At 69.7% G+C, this 16995-nt stretch carries 13 protein-coding genes; 4 read left to right on the plus strand and 9 right to left on the minus strand.

All coding sequences use genetic code 11. The features are described 5' to 3' along the window. Window positions 1-8 precede the first annotated feature (8 nt). Window positions 9-956, minus strand: coding sequence for a dihydrodipicolinate synthase family protein (locus L0984_RS24800; protein ID WP_234197014.1), 948 nt, complete (start codon window positions 954-956; stop codon window positions 9-11). A gap of 336 nt (window positions 957-1292) precedes the next feature. Here L0984_RS24800 and L0984_RS24805 point away from each other — a divergent pair, with 336 nt between their 5' ends. After that, entirely contained in the window at window positions 1293-1772 is a 480-nt protein-coding gene (locus L0984_RS24805) for a molybdenum cofactor biosynthesis protein MoaE (protein ID WP_234197015.1), read from the plus strand. A 63-nt stretch (window positions 1773-1835) separates the two neighbouring features. On the opposite strand, the gene L0984_RS24810 is transcribed toward L0984_RS24805, so the two are convergent. The 7 genes from L0984_RS24810 to L0984_RS24845 all read right to left on the minus strand — a co-directional run bounded on the left by L0984_RS24810 (window position 1836) and on the right by L0984_RS24845 (window position 10621). Then, complete coding sequence (locus tag L0984_RS24810) at window positions 1836-5939, minus strand: pilus assembly protein (RefSeq protein WP_234197016.1); 4104 nt, start codon at window positions 5937-5939, stop codon at window positions 1836-1838. Beyond that, window positions 5936-6568 (minus strand): pilus assembly PilX family protein, encoded by a 633-nt coding sequence (locus tag L0984_RS24815; RefSeq protein WP_234197017.1) that lies wholly within the window; start codon window positions 6566-6568, stop codon window positions 5936-5938. The genes L0984_RS24810 and L0984_RS24815 overlap by 4 nt, the downstream gene beginning before the upstream one ends. Continuing rightward, entirely contained in the window at window positions 6562-7761 is a 1200-nt protein-coding gene (locus L0984_RS24820) for a PilW family protein (RefSeq protein ID WP_234197018.1), read from the minus strand. The genes L0984_RS24815 and L0984_RS24820 overlap by 7 nt, the downstream gene beginning before the upstream one ends. After that, a complete protein-coding gene (gene pilV / locus L0984_RS24825; protein WP_234197019.1) occupies window positions 7758-8234 on the minus strand; it encodes a type IV pilus modification protein PilV in 477 nt (158 codons plus the stop codon). The genes L0984_RS24820 and pilV overlap by 4 nt, the downstream gene beginning before the upstream one ends. Then, a complete protein-coding gene (locus L0984_RS24830; RefSeq protein WP_370646187.1) occupies window positions 8228-8857 on the minus strand; it encodes a GspH/FimT family pseudopilin in 630 nt (209 codons plus the stop codon). Before L0984_RS24830 ends, pilV begins: the two co-directional genes overlap by 7 nt. Next, window positions 8857-9360, minus strand: a complete 504-nt coding sequence (locus L0984_RS24835; protein ID WP_370646188.1) for a type IV pilin protein — start codon at window positions 9358-9360, stop codon at window positions 8857-8859. The genes L0984_RS24830 and L0984_RS24835 overlap by 1 nt, the downstream gene beginning before the upstream one ends. Window positions 9361-9664: 304 nt before the next feature. Beyond that, window positions 9665-10621, minus strand: a complete 957-nt coding sequence (locus L0984_RS24845; RefSeq protein ID WP_234197193.1) for a Bug family tripartite tricarboxylate transporter substrate binding protein — start codon at window positions 10619-10621, stop codon at window positions 9665-9667. A 232-nt stretch (window positions 10622-10853) separates the two neighbouring features. Between L0984_RS24845 and clpB the strand changes: the two genes are divergently transcribed. The 3 genes from clpB (at window position 10854) to L0984_RS24860 (ending at window position 15387) form a co-directional block, all read left to right on the plus strand. After that, window positions 10854-13475 carry an ATP-dependent chaperone ClpB gene (gene clpB / locus L0984_RS24850; RefSeq protein WP_234197021.1) on the plus strand — a complete coding sequence of 874 codons (2622 nt, stop codon included), beginning with the start codon at window positions 10854-10856 and terminating at the stop codon, window positions 13473-13475. Between the two features lie 154 nt (window positions 13476-13629). Next, window positions 13630-13977, plus strand: coding sequence for a hypothetical protein (locus tag L0984_RS24855; protein WP_234197022.1), 348 nt, complete (start codon window positions 13630-13632; stop codon window positions 13975-13977). A 51-nt stretch (window positions 13978-14028) separates the two neighbouring features. Further along, window positions 14029-15387 (plus strand): amidase, encoded by a 1359-nt coding sequence (locus L0984_RS24860; protein WP_234197023.1) that lies wholly within the window; start codon window positions 14029-14031, stop codon window positions 15385-15387. Between the two features lie 53 nt (window positions 15388-15440). On the opposite strand, the gene L0984_RS24865 is transcribed toward L0984_RS24860, so the two are convergent. Continuing rightward, window positions 15441-16943 carry a CapA family protein gene (locus L0984_RS24865; protein WP_234197024.1) on the minus strand — a complete coding sequence of 501 codons (1503 nt, stop codon included), beginning with the start codon at window positions 16941-16943 and terminating at the stop codon, window positions 15441-15443. Between the last annotated feature and the right edge of the window lie 52 nt (window positions 16944-16995).

The following is a 16995-nucleotide window of genomic DNA, read 5'->3' on the forward strand; positions in this document are numbered from 1 at the left end:
GATCGACCTCAGCCGCCGCTGGACAGCGCCGCATCCAACGCCAGCAGGCGCGCCGTCAACGCCGCACCGGCGCTGGTCATCGGTGCGCGCAGCTCACCGGCCATCTCGCCACGGCCGCTCAGCAGCGCCTTGATCGGTGCCGGGTTGGGCGCCTCGAACAGCCCTTCGATCAGCGGCAGCAGCGGCTGCCACAGCGCCCGGGCCTCCAGCAGCCGGCCCTGGCGCAGCAGCGTGATGACGCGGGCCAGCCGTGCCGTCTGCACGTGGGCGCAGGCCGCAATGGCGCCGCAGCCGCCTTCGGCGACGGTGGGGAAGATCTGGGCGTCCTCGCCCGCCAGCACCTGCAGCCGGCCGTCGGCGAGGAGGGCGCGGGTCTTGCCGAAGTCCCCGCCGCAGTCCTTGATGCCGACGATGCGCGGGTGGGCGGCCAGGGCCAGCAGCGTGTCGCGGGCCAGCGTGCTGCCCGTGCGATACGGGATGTCGTAGACGAGCACCGGCACCGGGCTGGCATCGGCCAGCTGCTGGAACCAGTCGAGCAGGCCGGCCTGCGAAGGACGGATGTACAGCGGTGCAGGCAGCAGCACCCCAGCCAGCTCTGCGTCGACGAGTGCGCGCAGCCGCTGCGCGGTGTCGCCCAGGTGGTAGCCGGAGATGCCGAGCACCCGACGCACGCCGGGTGCTACGCCGGCGATGGTGGCCAGCACGGCCTGCTGCTCGGCATGGCCCAGGGACGCGGCTTCGCCCGTGGAGCCGCAGACCACGAAGCCGGCGATCGGCTCCGCGGCCAGACGCAGGGCCAGCGCTGCCAGGGCCGCATGGTTCACGGCACCGTCACGGAAGGGCGTGACGAGCGGTACCCAGAGGCCCGAGAAGTCGCGGCTCGGCGAAACATTCGGCGATGCGCCGACGGCGTCCGATGCCGCATCGGTGGAGAGGAGGGAGGAGAAAGAGGACACGCGTTTTCCTTGAACAACAGGCTTCGACCGACGACGAGGCCGTGGGCGGATGCAGGCAACAGGGGAAACGCAAGGACGGCTGCTGCCGCCCGGAGGCTGCCGTGTCGCTCATCCGACGACGGCAGCCGCAGCTCCGGTCAGATGAGCTGGACTTTCTTGGCTTTGGTCGCAGCCGCCGGCTGCACGCCGACCGCCTGGGCGCGATGCCGGGCGGAGAGCGTGTACAGGAAGCGGGTGGCCATGGGGCGCGAGTGTAGCGACCCTGGGCCCGCCCGCCCGCGCCCGCCCGGGGCTAGCCACACCGCCCGCCGACATCGGGCGCGGCAGAATGGGCGGATGACTGCCCCATCGCGTGTTCGCATCCAGACCCAGGACTTCGACCTGACCACCGAGGTGGCCCTGCTGCGGGCGGGCAACGCCGGCGTCGGTGCTGTCTGCGCCTTCGTCGGCACCGTGCGCGACCACAGCGACGGCGCCACTGTGGCGGCCATGGAGCTGGAGCACTACCCCGGCATGACCGAATCGTCCGTCGAGGCCATGATCGACGAGGCGCATCGGCGCTTCGACATCCTCGGCGCACGGGTGGTGCACCGGGTCGGGCCGCTGCAGCCGACGGACCAGATCATGATGGTGGCGGTGGTCTCGGCCCACCGGGGCCAGAGCTTCGAGGCCTGCGAGTTCCTGATGGACTACCTCAAGACCCAGGCGCCGTTCTGGAAAAAGGAATCCACGCCCGATGGTGCCCGCTGGGTCGACGCACGGGTGAGCGACGACCGGGCGTTGGCGCGGTGGGGGCTGGACCTGCCGAACGCATGAGCGCCACGCGGGCGTCGGTCGTGTAACGGACCGGCCCGGGTCGCCTGTCGGCATCCACGCGTCTCAGGAGCCGTCCTGCAGCCGCCGCCAGGAGATGCGGCGGGTGCCGGCCGCGGTGGTGGAGGTGGGCACCGTCGTGATCTTCACCGCGCCGGTCGAATCCTTGGTGGTGGCCACGATCCGGCCCGAAGGCGTGATCGAGAGCGTCGCCGCGCTCGACACGCCGGCGCTCGACAGCAGCGCCCCCACGTTGGTGGTCCCCGTCACCGCCAGGCCGGTGGCGAAGTTCACGTAGTTGATGAAGCTCGAGCCGCCCGTGGTGCAGGCGCCGGCATTGCTGGGCGTGTTCGACACGTAGACCAGCGTGCCCGCGTACAGGATCGGGTCCACATCGACCCGCTCGCCCGAGCGCGGCAGGTCGGCGAACCAGCCGTTCATCGTGCGGAAGTCCATCGTGGTGTTCGCCAGGCTGCTGGCCGTGCGCGTGCCGGCGTTGTCGGTCAGCGTGATCGGCATGAAGCAGTTGATGGTGGAACCCGTGGTGCAGGCGTTGGTGCGGGGCGTGTTGAACAGGGCGCTGGTGCTCGTGGTCAGCGGGTCCTTGATGGCGTACATGGTCTGCGCCTGCGTGGTGGTCACGTCGGTCACGCCCAGGTAGGCGCCGGTGCCGACGAAGACCACGTGCTGCCCGGCTGCCAGGCCCAGTTCGGGCGTGGTGGTGACGGGTTGGCGGGTGTTGGCTGCATCGGTCAGCACGGCCAAAAGCTGCACGGGTACGGTGCCACCGCTGGCGGTCAGGCTCCGCAGGTCGAAGCGCCAGAGATTGCCGTAGAGGTCGCCGCCGTAGACCTGCGTGGCGGTGTTGTCGACGGTGCTGTCCGTCCAGGCGCTGATCTGCGACAGGCCGCTGGGGCAGGGCGCTGCCGAGCAGCCGGTGACCGTGCCCGTGCCGCTGGTGCCCAGGCCGTTGCCGATCTTCTTGATGACCGCGCCGGTCACGGCGTTGAGCACCCAGATCGTGCCCTGGCCGCTGCCGGGCGACAGGTTGTTGTAGCCCGAGCTGACGATGGCGACCCAGGTGCCGTCCGACAGCTTGGTCACCACCGGGGCGCCGTAGGTGAAGCCCACGTCGTCGTCGCGGCGGCTGGTGGGCAGCACGCTGCTGCTGCCGAATTCCCACAGCACCGTGGGCGAGGCCGGGTTGGTCACGTCGAGCGCCCAGTAGGCACGGCCGCCGCCGCCCAGGCCACCCACCAGGATCGTGCGCCAGCTGCCGCTGGCGTACACGTCCGCCTGCGTGATCTGGCCGTCGACGAAATAGCTGTGGTTGGCGGCGTAGTTCTTGTCGGCGAGCTTGTACAGATTGGGCAGCAGCACGGAGGGGATGTAGGCCCAGGCCTCGGCGCCGGTGCCGGCATTGATGGCGTGCAGCATTCCGTCGTTGGCACCCACGTAGACCATGCCGGTGCGCGAGGCCTGGCTGGACTTGTAGGCGGCGTAGCCGGTGTCCGCGTAATTGCGCAGGGGCGCCTGCACGTACACCGGCGCCGAGTTGACGATGTCGCCCAGCACATGCGTGCGCGAGCGGTAGTAGCGGGTGCGCGGCGTGCCCTCGTTGCTGCGGTCGCCGCGCAGGTAGTTGACGAGGTTGAGGCCGCCGGCGCCGGTGGTCGTGCCGGCCTGCGTGCTGTCCACCCGCTGGTCCGCCGGCAGGCAGCTGGTGCCGGCCGTGCACAGCTGGGACATCGACGAGATGGACGCGATCTGGAAATAGCCCTGCATCGTCGGCGTGAGCGAACTCCAGTCGAAGCTCACCCGGACGTTGTTGGTCGCGTCATAGGTGAAGAGGGTGCGGGCGGTGTAGGTCGTGTTGTCCAGCAGCGGCGCCGTGGTGAGGGCGCCGGAGTTGCTCGCGCAGTCGCTGCCCGCGCCCGACAGCGACCAGTCGGGTGTGGTGCCGGTCGCGCCCGTGGTGGCATCCACGGGGTAGCGTGCCAGGTCCCCGAACCACTTGCCCGAGCAGAAGGTCGCCGAGTAGGTGTAGCTGTTGGTGCTGGTGCTCAGCACCTGGGCGCTCTGCGCCACGGCCGCGGAGCTGGCGGTGGTGGCGTCCACCGTGTTCAGGAAGTTGCTCAGTCCGGCCTTGATGTCGGCGGCGTTGGCGGCGCTGTAGTAGGTGCCGCGGCCGTTGACGGCGGCGTGCCAGAGGTCGTCGATGGCCGTCTGCGTGTCGCCCACCGGCGCCGGCCAGGTGCAGCGGCCCGAGCTTTGCCAGATGCAGGTGCCGGCGGTCTGGGTGCTGCCGCTCGTGAGCGTGCCATTGGCCACGTCGAAATAGTCGCCACTGGTGGCGTTGGCATAGTCCGGGTCGTAGAGCATGAAGCCCGAGGCCCCCAGCCCGATCGTGGACGTGACCATGTTCTGCCACTTGTTGGCGTAGGCGTTGCTCGAGACGTCGGTGCCGGCGCTGTTGGTGGTGTTGCCGAAGGCCGAGGCGCGCAGGTCGGTGACGTAGTAGTACTCGGCCACGTCGGCCAGCGTGTCGGCGATGGCGTTGCCGTCCAGGAAGGGCCGCGATTCGGCGCCATCGCGATCGCCGATGGCGCCGCCGGTGACGGTGACGCCCAGCTGGCCGGTGGCGGTCGAGGCGTTCCAGTAGCCGTCGGTGGACAGCAGCGTGTAGTTGCGCTGGCAGGCGTACTGCATCGGGTCGGTCGTGGTCACGCCGTTGATGCTGCTCACCTTGGCCGCGTAGTACTGGCCGGCCTGCGACAGCGCGAAGCGCAGCGGCGTACCGCCGCCGGGCAGGGCGGTGGTCAGGCGGCTGTACCACAGCTGCTTCTGGCCGCCGCTGCCCGCGTTGTTGTCCGCCACGTTCAGGAAGTTGGTGGTGCCGCTGCTGTTGTTGATGCTCATGTACCCCAGCCGGTAGTTGGCCGTCAGGGTGTTGAAGGCGATGCTGGTGGCGCTCTTCATGGCCTGCATCCGCGTGCGGTAGTACGCCCACCAGTTGGCGAAGTTGGTCATCTCCTCCGCGTAGGTGCAGGTGGTGGTGTTGGTGGTGCAGTCGGTGCGGGTGCTGGCGCGGGTCGTGGTGCCGGGGTAGGTGTAGGTGGCCGTGCTGGACGTGATCGTCGTCAGCAGGTTGCTGCCGGGCGTGCCGCCGCTGAAGGCGGAGGGCGTGACCGAAAGCACGCCAGAGCTGGTGACCACCGGCGTCGCCGTCGTGCCGCCGCTCGCCGCGTTCACGGTCACGGTGCTGCCGCTCACGCTGGCGCTGTAGCCCGAGACCTGGCAGTTGCCCGTGGCGGCGGCCGTGCAGTTGTTGATGTTGGCGGCGATACGCGAGGCCACGGTCGAGGTGCTGGTGCTGCCCGAGGTGGTCCCCGACAGGATCTCCAGCCCATTCACCTTGATGCTGCTCACGCTGGTGTTGGTGAACAAGGCGAAGCCCGAGACTGAAATGGTTGCCGTGGCTGGAATTCCGGCGGGGCGTTCCCAGGTGTAGGTGGCCGGTGCACTGCTGCTGTCGATGCGCGAGGCCTGGCAGTTGGTCAGCGACGCCGACGTGCACCAGCGCAGGTAGGCCGGAAAGGGGTAGGTCGTCGAGGGCGCGTTCTGCGTGTTGCAGGTGCGCAGGTTGGCAGCGGTGCAGTACTCGCCGGGCACGAAGGTGTAGTAGTAGGCCTGGCTGGTGAGGTTCTGCGTGCTGCCCGAATTGGAGTTGGTGAACAGGTTGGTGGTGCCGGTGTTCGGGATGTTGCTCGTCGACATGGCGCCGAAGCCGTCGTAGGGCACCCGCGTCCAGCTCGACGTGTTGGCCGCCGTCATGCTGGGATAGCTGCTGCCGTCGTAGTAGAGCGGCGGCGAGTAGGTGATGGCCGGGTCGTAGTACACGCCGTTGAAGCGGCTGTTGCGCACCAGCGGATCGTTGCCGGCATAGTCGCCCGCCCAGTCGGGCATGAAGTCCCACACCATGCTCCCGGAGTTGTCGAGCACGTACAGGATGTTGGGCTTGACCAGCGTGGCGCTCGACGTTTCCAGCGGGGCGGTGGCCAGGTCGGTCACCGCGCCGAGCGCCGGCGCCACCAGGCCTAGCGCCAGCAGGCCCAGGTGCACCCGCCAGCTGCGGGCGCGCGCGACGTGACGGCGAAGGGATGCATTCATAGCGCCACCATGGCTTGGATGAAGGAGACGGTGTTGCGCGGCCCCGCCACGCGCACGGTGATGCGGTAGTACACCTGAGCGTTGGTCGGAGGCGCCAGGCTGCCGGCCTTGCGGCTGCTGGAGGTGTCCAGCGCCAGCGGCGAGGCGCTGCATCCGTTGGTGCTGGAGGCATCGCCGGCCGTGCTGCACATGCGCTGGATCAGGTAGGCGGGGGTGTTGCCTGCGCTGTCCTGGGCGGGACTCAGCGTGACGGCGGTGTAGCCGGCCGCGACGAGGGTGTTCCAGACCGTGGTCCAGGTCTGGCCGCTGGCCGGGTCGGTGCGCACTGCCGCATAGCCGGCGGCCTTCTGGTCGCAGGCGAGCACCGTGGTGCCGGTGCTGCAGGTGCCCAGGCCCGACACGCTGGCCTTGCCCGTGCTGTTCTCCAGCCACGCGATGGCCGCCTCGACGGCGCGGTCGGCCGACGTCGCGGCCGCCTGTTCGAACGCGAGGTTGCCTGCGATGGTGGCCGAGGTGGAGACAGTGCGCATCAGGCCCAGGGCCGCCAGCGTCATGATGACCAGCGCCACCAGCGCAATCACCATGATGAAGCCGCGCTGGCCGCGGCGTGGCCGGCGCGTGCTCAGCATTTGACGTTGCCCCCCTGGTAGCTCTGCTGGTTGCCGTTCCAGATGATGTTGCGCAGCGGGATGCTCACCTCGATGGTCTTGTAGCGGTAGTGCTGCCATTCGCTGTTGCCGCTCAGGTCGATGGGGGCGGCCGTGGGCGTGACGGTGGCGAGCGTGCTCGTGGTGCTGGTGTTGGCCGTGGCACCCGACCAGGTCGGCGCGGCCGTGGTGACGAGCGCCTTGTCGTACTGCTGGCTGCGTGCCACCAGCGCCAGGCGCAGCCCGATCACGCGCAGCCAGCCGCAGTACAGCGGCACGGTGCCGCCGCTCGCCGGCGTGGTCTGGTCGAAGCTGTCGACCACGCCGTCCATGACCGGTGGCGTGCTGCTGGTGCCGCTGGTGTCGCGGCCGTACTGGGCACGCAGGCTCACCACATTGCTGGCGATCGGCACCCACACCGCGCTGTTGCTGGTGGCGCTGCTGCTGCCGCAGTTGTTGACCAAGTAGTCGCACATGGTCAGGTTGCCGTTGCGCACGGCAAAGGCATGGATGTTCGGCCGGGCCCCCAGGTTGTAGGCGCCGCTGTTCAGGGGCAGGCTGGCTGTCGCCGAGGTCAGTGTCAGGGCCGAGCCGGAGATGGCCGTCACCCGGCCCAGGCGCAGTGCGCAGGCCGAGCTGCTGTCGCGCGTGGTCCCGGCCGCCACCACCCAGTCGCCGACGGCAAAGCTGGTGGGCGTGCTGACCGTGAGGCTGGTCGATGTGCTCACGGCCAGGGTCGCGTCGCCCTCGGACGGGCTGCCGGAGGCGCCGCCGATGACCAGCAGCGTGTCGGTGTTCGCGTCGCCCGCCGGCACCAGCGAGGTGGCGGGATTGACCGTCACCGGCGCCAGTGCCCCCAGCGTCACGGCCGCGCCATCGCCGGTCGTGGTGTAGCCCAGCGAGCAGCCGAGCAGCGTGTAGGCGCTCAGGCCCAGGCCGGCCTGCGTCAATTCGCGGCTGAGCAGGTGCGAGGCGATGGCGCCGTTGATCTGCGCGTCGCCGCTGCTGCCCGCCAGCCGCTGCTGCGTGCTGGTGGAAGAAAGCAGCTGCAGGATCACCAGCACGGCGAACATGCCGATGAGGATGCCCACCATGATCTCGACCAGGCTGAAGCCGCCCAGGCGGCTGCGGCGCCCGGTGCGGGGGGCAGGGAGGGTAAGGCGGGTGGCGGTCATGGCTTCATCTGCGCCAGGGCGACGTACTGGTGGGCGGTGGCATCGCCGGGGCCCTTCCAGAAGATGGTGATGGTGGCCAGGCTGGTACTGACGGGCGATGTGCCGCCGCCGCTCACGGTGCTGAAGGTGACGGTGGGGGCCAGCGTGCTGCTGTCCGCCCCGGGCAGGCCCGAGTTGGTGACCGCGGCGCGCCAGCTGGCATAGCCGGCGCCGTTGCCGCTGCTGCCGTAGTTGCCCTGCAGCGTGGCGGCGGTGCGGTCGCTCATCCACATGCGGCCGATCAGGTCGTTGGCCAGCATGGCCGCGGTGGTGCGGTACTCGGCACCCGAGGCCTGGCGCACGGCCGTGGCATAGAGGCCGGCGATGCCCAGCATGCCGATGGCGAAGATGGCCAGCGCGACCAGCACTTCGATGATGGTGGCGCCCTGCTGCGGCCGGGCGCGGCGGGCGCGGGTGTGCACCGGGGTCAGCATTTCATGGGGTCGTTGGTGGTGGTGCGGGTCAGGTCGCACAGGCGCGCGTCGCCGCTGACGCTCACGGCGATGCGCAGGCAGCGCACGTTGCCGCCCTGGGCGATGCAGCTGCCGCCGCTGCTGCCCAGGTCGACCGTGAACTGCGCCGGCGTCGCGACGGTGGGGTTGGTGGTGCCCGTCATGCGGCCGAGCGGATCGAAGGCGATCACGCCGCTGCCGCTGGCGGTCAGGGTGATGTCGCTGGTCGCATTGCTCACCACCGGACTCTTCTGGATCAGGAAGGGCGAGACGGTCGCGCTGATGGCGCCGGCGCAGCCCGAGGCCGGCGACACGGAGGCGCCGGCGTTGCTCACCCAGAAGGGCCCGCTGGTGCTCAGCGCGCAGCCGTTGTCCAGGGTGGTCACCAGCTGGAAGCGCACGTTGGCGTTGCGGCGGATGGCTTCGGCGCGCGCCTGCTGCAGCCCGGCGCGCAGCGACTCGGCCGTGGTGCGCACCCGGGCGTTGCGCATCCAGTCGCCGAAGGCGGGCACCGCGAGCGCCAGCAGGATGGCCAGCAGGGCCACGCCCACCATCAGCTCGATCAGGCTCATGCCCCCCGCGCCCCGCCGACGCCCCCGCTGCATCAGCAGATCCCGCCCTTGTTGGTGACCCAGCAGTTGTTGGGCGTGGCGGCCGTCCAGCCGGAGACGCCGGTGATGGTGCTCGTCTTGTTGCCGTCCTGGTCGACGGTGTAGGTGAAGCCAGCCATGCTGCCGGAGCCCATGGCGGTGAGGGTGTAGGTGGTGGTCGAGCCGTTCGTGTTGGCCGCGCCGGGCGTGCAGCTCAGGCCGAAGTACTTCAGCGTGACCGCCGCCTGCATGGCGCCGCAGACCGTGGCGGAACCGGGCGCGGAGTAGGTCTTGGCGTCCTGGAACCATTGCTCCATGCGCCCCTGGTAGGCGGCGAGGTTCGAGGTGGCCTCGGGGATGCGCCCGCGGCGGACGTAGTCCGAGTAGGCGGGCAGGGCGATCGCCGCCAGGATGCCGACGATGGCCACGACGATCATCACCTCGATGAGGGTGAAGCCCGCCGACGCGGGGCGCCGTAGGCGGCCGGAGGAGGAGAGGGGGCAGTGCGAGGAGGTCACGTCAAGATTCTTCATATTGCAAACAAGTGCAATATTCCTCGAACTTAACGTGGCGTCGGGCGGGTGTTAACGCTTTCGGTTGACGTTCATTAACATTTCCGACGAGCGGTTTTCATGGCGCGACGAGTGGCACGGGCGGCGCTTGGCTCTGTCAGAGGGCCGGCCTCGTCCCCGTGCATGGGTGGGCCTGCCCGGCAGCCCGCGACCTTCCCGACCGAGGGCGGACATGAAAAAGCCCCGGGCCGGAAGCCGCGGGGCAAGTGGGACGTCGGTGCCGTCGGCCGCGCAGGCGCGGCCCACCGGCTCACTGGGGCTGGAAGCCGCTGTCCTTGATGATGCGTTCCCAGGTCTGGGTATAGCTGCGCACGCGGCCGGCGAACTGGCCCTGCGGCTCGTAGTTCACATGCAGGCCCATGTCGACCAGCTTCTTCTTGGTCTCGGGCTGCGCCAGCACCTTCTGCAGCGCCGCGCTGAACTTGTCGATGACGGGCTGGGGCGTGCCCACGGGGGCGAAGACGCCGTACCAGGGATAGTCGTCCAGGTTGTCGAAGCCGAGTTCGGTGAAGGTGGGCACCTGCGGCAGCAGCGGATCGCGCTTGGCGCCGATGGCGGCCACCACGCGGACCTTGCCGGTGCGCTGCAGTTCCATCAGGTCGGGCACGCCCGCGATGCCGGCAGCGATCTGGTTGCCCATCATGTCGGCCAGCAGCGGCGCGCCGCCGCGGTAGGGCGCGGCCTGCACGTCGATGCCGTACTTCTTGCCGATCAGCTGCGTCAGGAAGACCGGGATCGAGCCCGGCGCGGGCACGCCGATGGAGTCCTTGCCGTCCTTCTTGGTCTTCACCCACTGGACGTATTCCTGGATCGTCTTGGCGGGCGTGCCGCCCGAGACGGCCAGCACGTTGGAGAAGGTGGCGATGCCGGCCACGGGCGTGAAGTCGGCCGCGGGGTTGAAGCCGGGGTTCTTGGTCACGGCCGGCAGGATCGAGATCGTGTGGTCGTGCGACACGAAGAAGACGTGGCCGTCGGCCGGCGCGGTCTTCAGGTACTGCGCGGCGATCTGTCCGCCCGCGCCGGCGCGGTTCTCCACCACCACGGGAGTGCCCAGCTCGTCCTTGAGCTTGTCGGCGATGGTGCGGGCCAGCGCGTCGGTGCCGGCACCGGCCGGGAAGCCGACCAGCAGGCGGATCGGACCGGTCGACTGGGCCTGGGCCAGACCGGCGGCGACCAGCAGCGCGCCGAGTGCGAAGGTGCGGCGCATCAGGCCCGGACGAAAGACAGAAGGCAGGGACATGGGGCAGAACTCCGAGGAAAAAAGCGAGCGTACCCGCAACAGGGACAGGGGACCGACTCGTTTGTTGAAGGAATGATCCATGGTTTCACCAATGGATCATGTGAGAGGTTTGAGCCAACGCAAGAGATGTGCCCGCGCTGGTCTTGAATCGTCCGCGGCCAGCCCAATCTCCCCGTCAACCCGGAGGTTTTTCACCACCATGCGCCAAGACAAACTCACCACCAAGTTCCAGGAAGCCCTGGTCGACGCCCAATCGCTCGCCCTGGGCAATGACAACGCCTACATCGAACCCGCCCACCTGCTGCTGGCCATGCTGCGCCAGAGCGACGGCCCGCGCCCGCTGCTGGAGCGCGCCGGCGTCAACGTGCCGGGCCTGAGCCAGGCGGCCGAGCAGGCCGTCAAGAACCTGCCGCAGGTGCAGGGCGGCGACGGCGTGCAGGTCGGCCCCGAACTCGGCCGCCTGCTGCAGGCCACCGAGAAGGAATCCATCAAGCGCGGCGACCAGTTCATCGCCAGCGAGCTCTACCTGCTGGCCGTGGCCGACGCCAAGGGCAGCGTGGGCGACATCGCCCGCCAGAACGGCCTGACGCGCAAGTCGCTCGAAGCGGCCATCGACGCCGTGCGCGGCGGCCAGTCGGTCAACAGCGCCGATGCCGAGGGCCAGCGCGAGGCCCTCAAGAAGTACACGCTGGACCTCACCGAGCGCGCCCGCATCGGCAAGCTCGACCCGGTGATCGGCCGCGACGAGGAAATCCGCCGCGCCATCCAGGTGCTGCAGCGCCGCAGCAAGAACAACCCCGTGCTGATCGGCGAGCCCGGCGTCGGCAAGACGGCCATCGTCGAAGGCCTGGCCCAGCGCATCGTGGCCGGCGAGGTGCCGGACTCGCTCAAGGGCAAGCGCGTCCTGTCGCTCGACCTGGCGGCACTGCTGGCCGGTGCCAAGTTCCGCGGCGAGTTCGAGGAACGGCTCAAGAACGTGCTCAACGAGCTGGCCAAGGAAGAAGGCCAGGTCATCGTCTTCATCGACGAGATCCACACCATGGTGGGCGCCGGCAAGGCCGAGGGCGCCATGGACGCCGGCAACATGCTCAAGCCCGCCCTCGCGCGCGGCGAGCTGCACTGCATCGGTGCCACCACGCTGGACGAATACCGCAAGTACATCGAGAAGGACGCCGCGCTGGAGCGCCGCTTCCAGAAGATCCTGGTGGGCGAGCCCAGCGTGGAGGACACCATCGCCATCCTGCGCGGCCTGCAGGAGAAGTACGAGGTGCACCACGGCGTGGAGATCACCGACGCGGCCATCGTCGCGGCGGCCGAGCTGTCCAACCGCTACATCACCGACCGCTTCCTGCCCGACAAGGCCATCGACCTGATCGACGAGGCCGCGGCCAAGATCAAGATCGAGATCGACTCCAAGCCCGAGCAGATGGACCGGCTGGACCGGCGCCTGATCCAGCTCAAGATCGAGCGCGAGGCCATGAAGAAGGAGACCGACGAGGCTTCCATGCGCCGCCTCGAACTGCTCGACCAGGAAGTGGCCAAGGTGCAGAAGGAGTATTCCGACCTGGAGGAAATCTGGAAGTCCGAGAAGGCCGCCGCCCAGGGCTCGGCCCAGATCAAGGAAGAGATCGACAAGCTGCGCTTCCAGATCGAGGAATCGACCCGCAAGGGTGACTTCAACAAGGTCGCGGAGATCCAGTACGGCCGCCTGCCCGAGCTGGAGAAGCGCCTCAAGGAAGCGCAGGCCAAGGAAGCCGGCGCCGACGGCAAGGGCAGCGGCAACCGCCTGCTGCGCACCGAGGTGGGCGCTGAAGAAATCGCTGAAGTCGTCTCGCGTTCCACCGGCATCCCGGTGTCCAAGATGATGCAGGGCGAGCGCGAGAAGCTGCTGCGCATGGAAGACAAGCTGCACGAGCGCGTGGTGGGCCAGGACGAGGCCATCACCGCGGTGGCCAATGCCATCCGGCGCTCGCGCTCGGGCCTGTCGGACCCGAACCGGCCGACCGGCTCCTTCCTCTTCCTGGGCCCCACGGGCGTGGGCAAGACCGAGCTGTGCAAGGCGCTGGCGGGCTTCCTCTTCGACAGCGAGGACCACCTCATCCGCATCGACATGAGCGAGTTCATGGAGAAGCATTCGGTGAGCCGGCTGATCGGCGCGCCGCCCGGCTACGTGGGCTACGACGAAGGCGGCTACCTCACCGAGGCCGTGCGCCGCAAGCCCTACAGCGTGGTGCTGCTCGACGAGATGGAGAAGGCCCATCCGGACGTGTTCAACATCCTGCTGCAGGTGCTGGACGACGGCCGCCTGACCGATGGCCAGGGCCGCACCGTGGACTTCAAGAACACGGTGATCGTCATGACCAGCAACATCGGCTCGCCCATCATCCAAGCGATGGCGGGACGCGACCAGCAGGAGGTGAAGGACGCCGTGTGGGACGAGCTGCGCAATCACTTCCGCCCCGAGTTCCTGAACCGGATCGACGAGACGGTGGTGTTCCACGGTCTGGACGCGAAGAACATCGAGGCCATCGCCGCCATCCAGCTGGAGGTGCTCAAGGCACGGCTGGCCAAGCTGGAGATCGGCCTGGACGTGGCGCCGGCCGCGCTGGCCGAAGTGGCCAAGGTGGGCTTCGACCCGGTGTTTGGCGCGCGGCCGCTCAAGCGGGCGATCCAGCAGCGCATCGAGAACCCGCTGTCGAAGCTGCTGCTGGAAGGCCGCTTCGGGCCGAAGGACGAAGTGCGCGTGACCGTGGACCCGATCCGCGAGCCGGGCGCCTTCCACTTCGCCAAGGCGGGCGAAAGCGCCGAGGCGGCTGCCTGATCGCAGCGCCTGGCGCCCACAGGAGGCCTGCGCCCTTTGAAGGCGCAGGCCTTCGTGCATCTGCGCCCTGAGCGCACGCGCGTCTCCTGCTGCTTCTTTTCAATTCGTATCGATGCGGGAACCGCAGGTTTCCGCCTTCGCCTAAGCTTTCATGATGAACTTCCTGATCCGAATCGTCCTCGTGCTCATCGGCCTCGTCTTTGCGGCGAGCCTCGCCGTCGCAGCCCTGCTGCTGGCGGCCGTGCTGATGGTTCGGAGCCTGTGGGCGCGGCTGACGGGCAAACCGGTGTCGCCCCTGGGGGCGGCGGTGTTCGGCAGCCGCTTCGATCCGCGCGCCGGCTTCGAGCGCTTCCGCGCCGCGGCCGAGGCCCGCAAGCCCGAGCGCACCGCGGCCGACGAGATGGCCGCGCGGGCTCGTGGCGAGCTGGTGCCTGCCGGCCGTCGCGGCTTCAACGCCGACGTGAGCGACGTCAGCGCCCGTCCGGTCGGCCGCGACGACTGAGCATTCTTGCGGGCGCGCGGCCCGCCGCCGGGGCGTGCTAGAAACGCCCGCATGACCTCCGCGCTTCCTCCCATTTCCGAACTGCGCCGGCGCATCGCTGGTGGCGCCCTGACGCACCTGTCACTGGTCGAGCAGGTACTCGAAGGCGCCTCGGCGCCGGCCGCTGGCCACGTCTTCACCCGCCTCTATCCCGACGCCGCGCGGGCGGCCGCGCACCATGCCGATGCCATGCAGGCCGCGGGCGTGACGATGCCCCCGCTGGGGGGGCTGCCGGTGTCGATCAAGGACCTGTACGACGTGGCCGGGGAGGTCACGCTGGCCGGCTCGGTGGCCTGCCAGGGCGAGTCGCCAGCCAACCGGGATGCAGCGGCCGTGGCACGGCTGCGGCTTCAGGGCGCCGCCATCGTCGGCAAGACCAACATGACCGAGTTCGCCTTCTCCGGCGTGGGCATCAATCCGCACTACGGCACGCCGCGCAATCCGGCGGATGCGCAGGTGGCGCGCATTCCCGGCGGCTCCTCCAGCGGCGCCGCGGTGTCGGTGGCGCTGGGGCTGTCGGTGGGCGCGCTGGGTTCGGACACGGGCGGCTCCATCCGCATCCCGGCCGCGCTCTGCGGGCTGGTGGGCTTCAAGAGCACGCAGTCGCGCACGCCGCGCGACGGGGCCTTCGAGCTGGCCCGCTCGCTGGACACCGTCTGCGCCATGGCGCGCACGGTCGAGGATTGCCTGGCCTTGGACGCTGCCATCGCCGACACGCCGCTCGTGGTGCGTCGGCGCGACGGCGTGGCGGGCTTGCGCCTAGCCGTGCCGACCTCGCTCATGTTCGACGGCGTCGAGCCTGCCGTGGCCCGCGCCTTCGACCGCGCGCTGTCGTGCCTTTCGGCTGCGGGGGCGCTGGTGACCGAATTGCCGCTGGAGGAATTGACCGAGATCGCCCGCATCAACGCGCCCGGTGGCTTCTCGCCGGTGGAGGCCGCGGCGGTGCACCGCCATCGCATCGGCGCCCGGCGTGCCGAGTACGACCCCCGCGTGGCGGCCCGCATCGACCTGGGCATGTCGGTGGGGGCGGCCGACTACATCGCCATGCAGGACGGCCGCCGGGGCTGGATCGCGCGCATGGAGGCGGCCTTGCAGGGTTTCGACGCGCTCGTCTGCCCCACCGTGCCGATCACCGCGCCGCCCATCGACGAACTGCTGGCCAGCGACGAGGCCTTCTTCAAGGCGAATGGCCTGCTGCTGCGCAACACCTTCGCCATCAACTTCCTCGACGGCTGCGCCTTCAGCCTGCCCTGCCAGGCGCCGGGCGAACTGCCGGTGGGGCTGATGCTGGCCTCGGTGCGCGGCGACGATGCGCGGCTGGCGGCGGCCGCGTTGGCGGTGGAGGCGGCGTTGCAGGCGGCCCCTGTCTGAGCCGTTCGCGGACGCCAGGCCGAAGTGCCCGGGCCGCCGTGCCCGGTCGCGGATCAGGCGGCGCCGCGCGTGGCGGGCAAGTCGAGCACGATGCGCTGCGGCATCCGCACCCAGGCATGCCGCTGGTCCGGGCCGATCACGCGCACCAGCACATCCAGGACGCCGCTGCGCAGCCGGTCCTTGGGAGGCGGGCGCAGCAGCACCTCGTCGCGGTAGACCAGTCCCGGTCGCCACAGTGAGGTGGGATGCATCCAGTCGCAGGGGTCGTGGTCGGAGTCGCCGCCCCAGGCCAGCGGCGGCTGCGCGCCGTCCTGGCACACGGCGCGGATCTCTAGCCGCCAGTCCTGCGCCAGCGGGTGCGCCGCCAGTCGCCAGAAGGACGTGACCCGCAGCAGCGCGCGGCCATCGAGGCGCGGCGGGCCGATGCGCAGGCCCAGCAACCGCAGCGGGCCGAAGTCGCAGGGCGCAGGCAGACGGGCGTCGGCCGGCACCTCGTCGGCCAGCCATTCGGGTGCAGGCACCTGCGCCGCCCTTAGCTGGGGCAAATTGCGCACCGGCCAGGGGGCGCCCTGAGGCGAAAGCGCCAGAAAGGCCGTGCCGTCGGCATTGCGGGTGAAGTGGCTGCCGAGGGCCTCGCTGCGTGCCATGAAGCACGCCACGGTCGACTCGGCGTGCGCGCCTTCATCCTGCCGCGAGTGGCCGAAATCCACCCGCAAGGGCGTGAAGCCCACCCGTTCGATGCCGCCGGGTCCCAACGTCAGCGAGAACACGCCGCCCCGATGGTCCTGGCGCTGAACGGCGTCGAACAGCAGGTCGCCCGCGTCATGCAGGATCGGCCGGCCTTTGTGAATCTCCACGCCCTGGACCACATGGGCGGAGGCACCGAGCACTGCGTCGGCACCGAGGTCGATCAGCGTGCGACAGAAAGCGCGCGAATGGGCATCCGGTTCGGCGGCGAAATTGCGGCCGGCATGCACGGCCACCAGCACCGCGCTGGCGAAGCGCCGGGCGAATCGGATCGGCCCGGCCAGGTGCTTGCGCAGCCCATCCAGATCGGCTGTCCGCAGGTAGGCGTGGCCCGGTCGACCGGGGCCGGCGGCGCTGCTGGCCTGGGTGGTGTCCACGGCGAACAGGGCGATCAGGAACGGCCCTGCGTCGCACCAGAGCGGCCGGAAGGCCTGAACATCGTCCAGGCCCGAGCCGACTTGGCCGATGCCTGCGGCGGCCAGCCAGCGATGTTGATCGAGCATCGCGGCGGGCCCGTAGTCGCCGCTGTGATTGTTGGCCGTCACCACAACGTTCACGCCCGCTTCGGTCAGCACACGCAGCATGTCGGGCCGTGCGCGAAAGTGGTAGGGGCCCTTCTCGCCTTTGTCGAGGGCCGGCGTGCCCAGCGGCGACACCACGCATTCGAGGTTGACGATGGTGAGGTCCGCCTCGCGCAGGACGGGGACGTCCAGCACGGGCGAGGGCAGGGCAGCCGCACGGGCATGCTGGCGCCGGCCAAGATTGACGTCGCCACCCCAGGCGATGACCGCGCGTGCGGCCGGGTTCATTTGCCCGGGGTCACCCGATGGCTGGTGCATGCGGAAGGACGTCCGATTGTTC

It is taken from the genome of Pseudacidovorax sp. NFM-22, assembly GCF_021401245.1.
Lineage (GTDB): Bacteria > Pseudomonadota > Gammaproteobacteria > Burkholderiales > Burkholderiaceae_C > Xenophilus.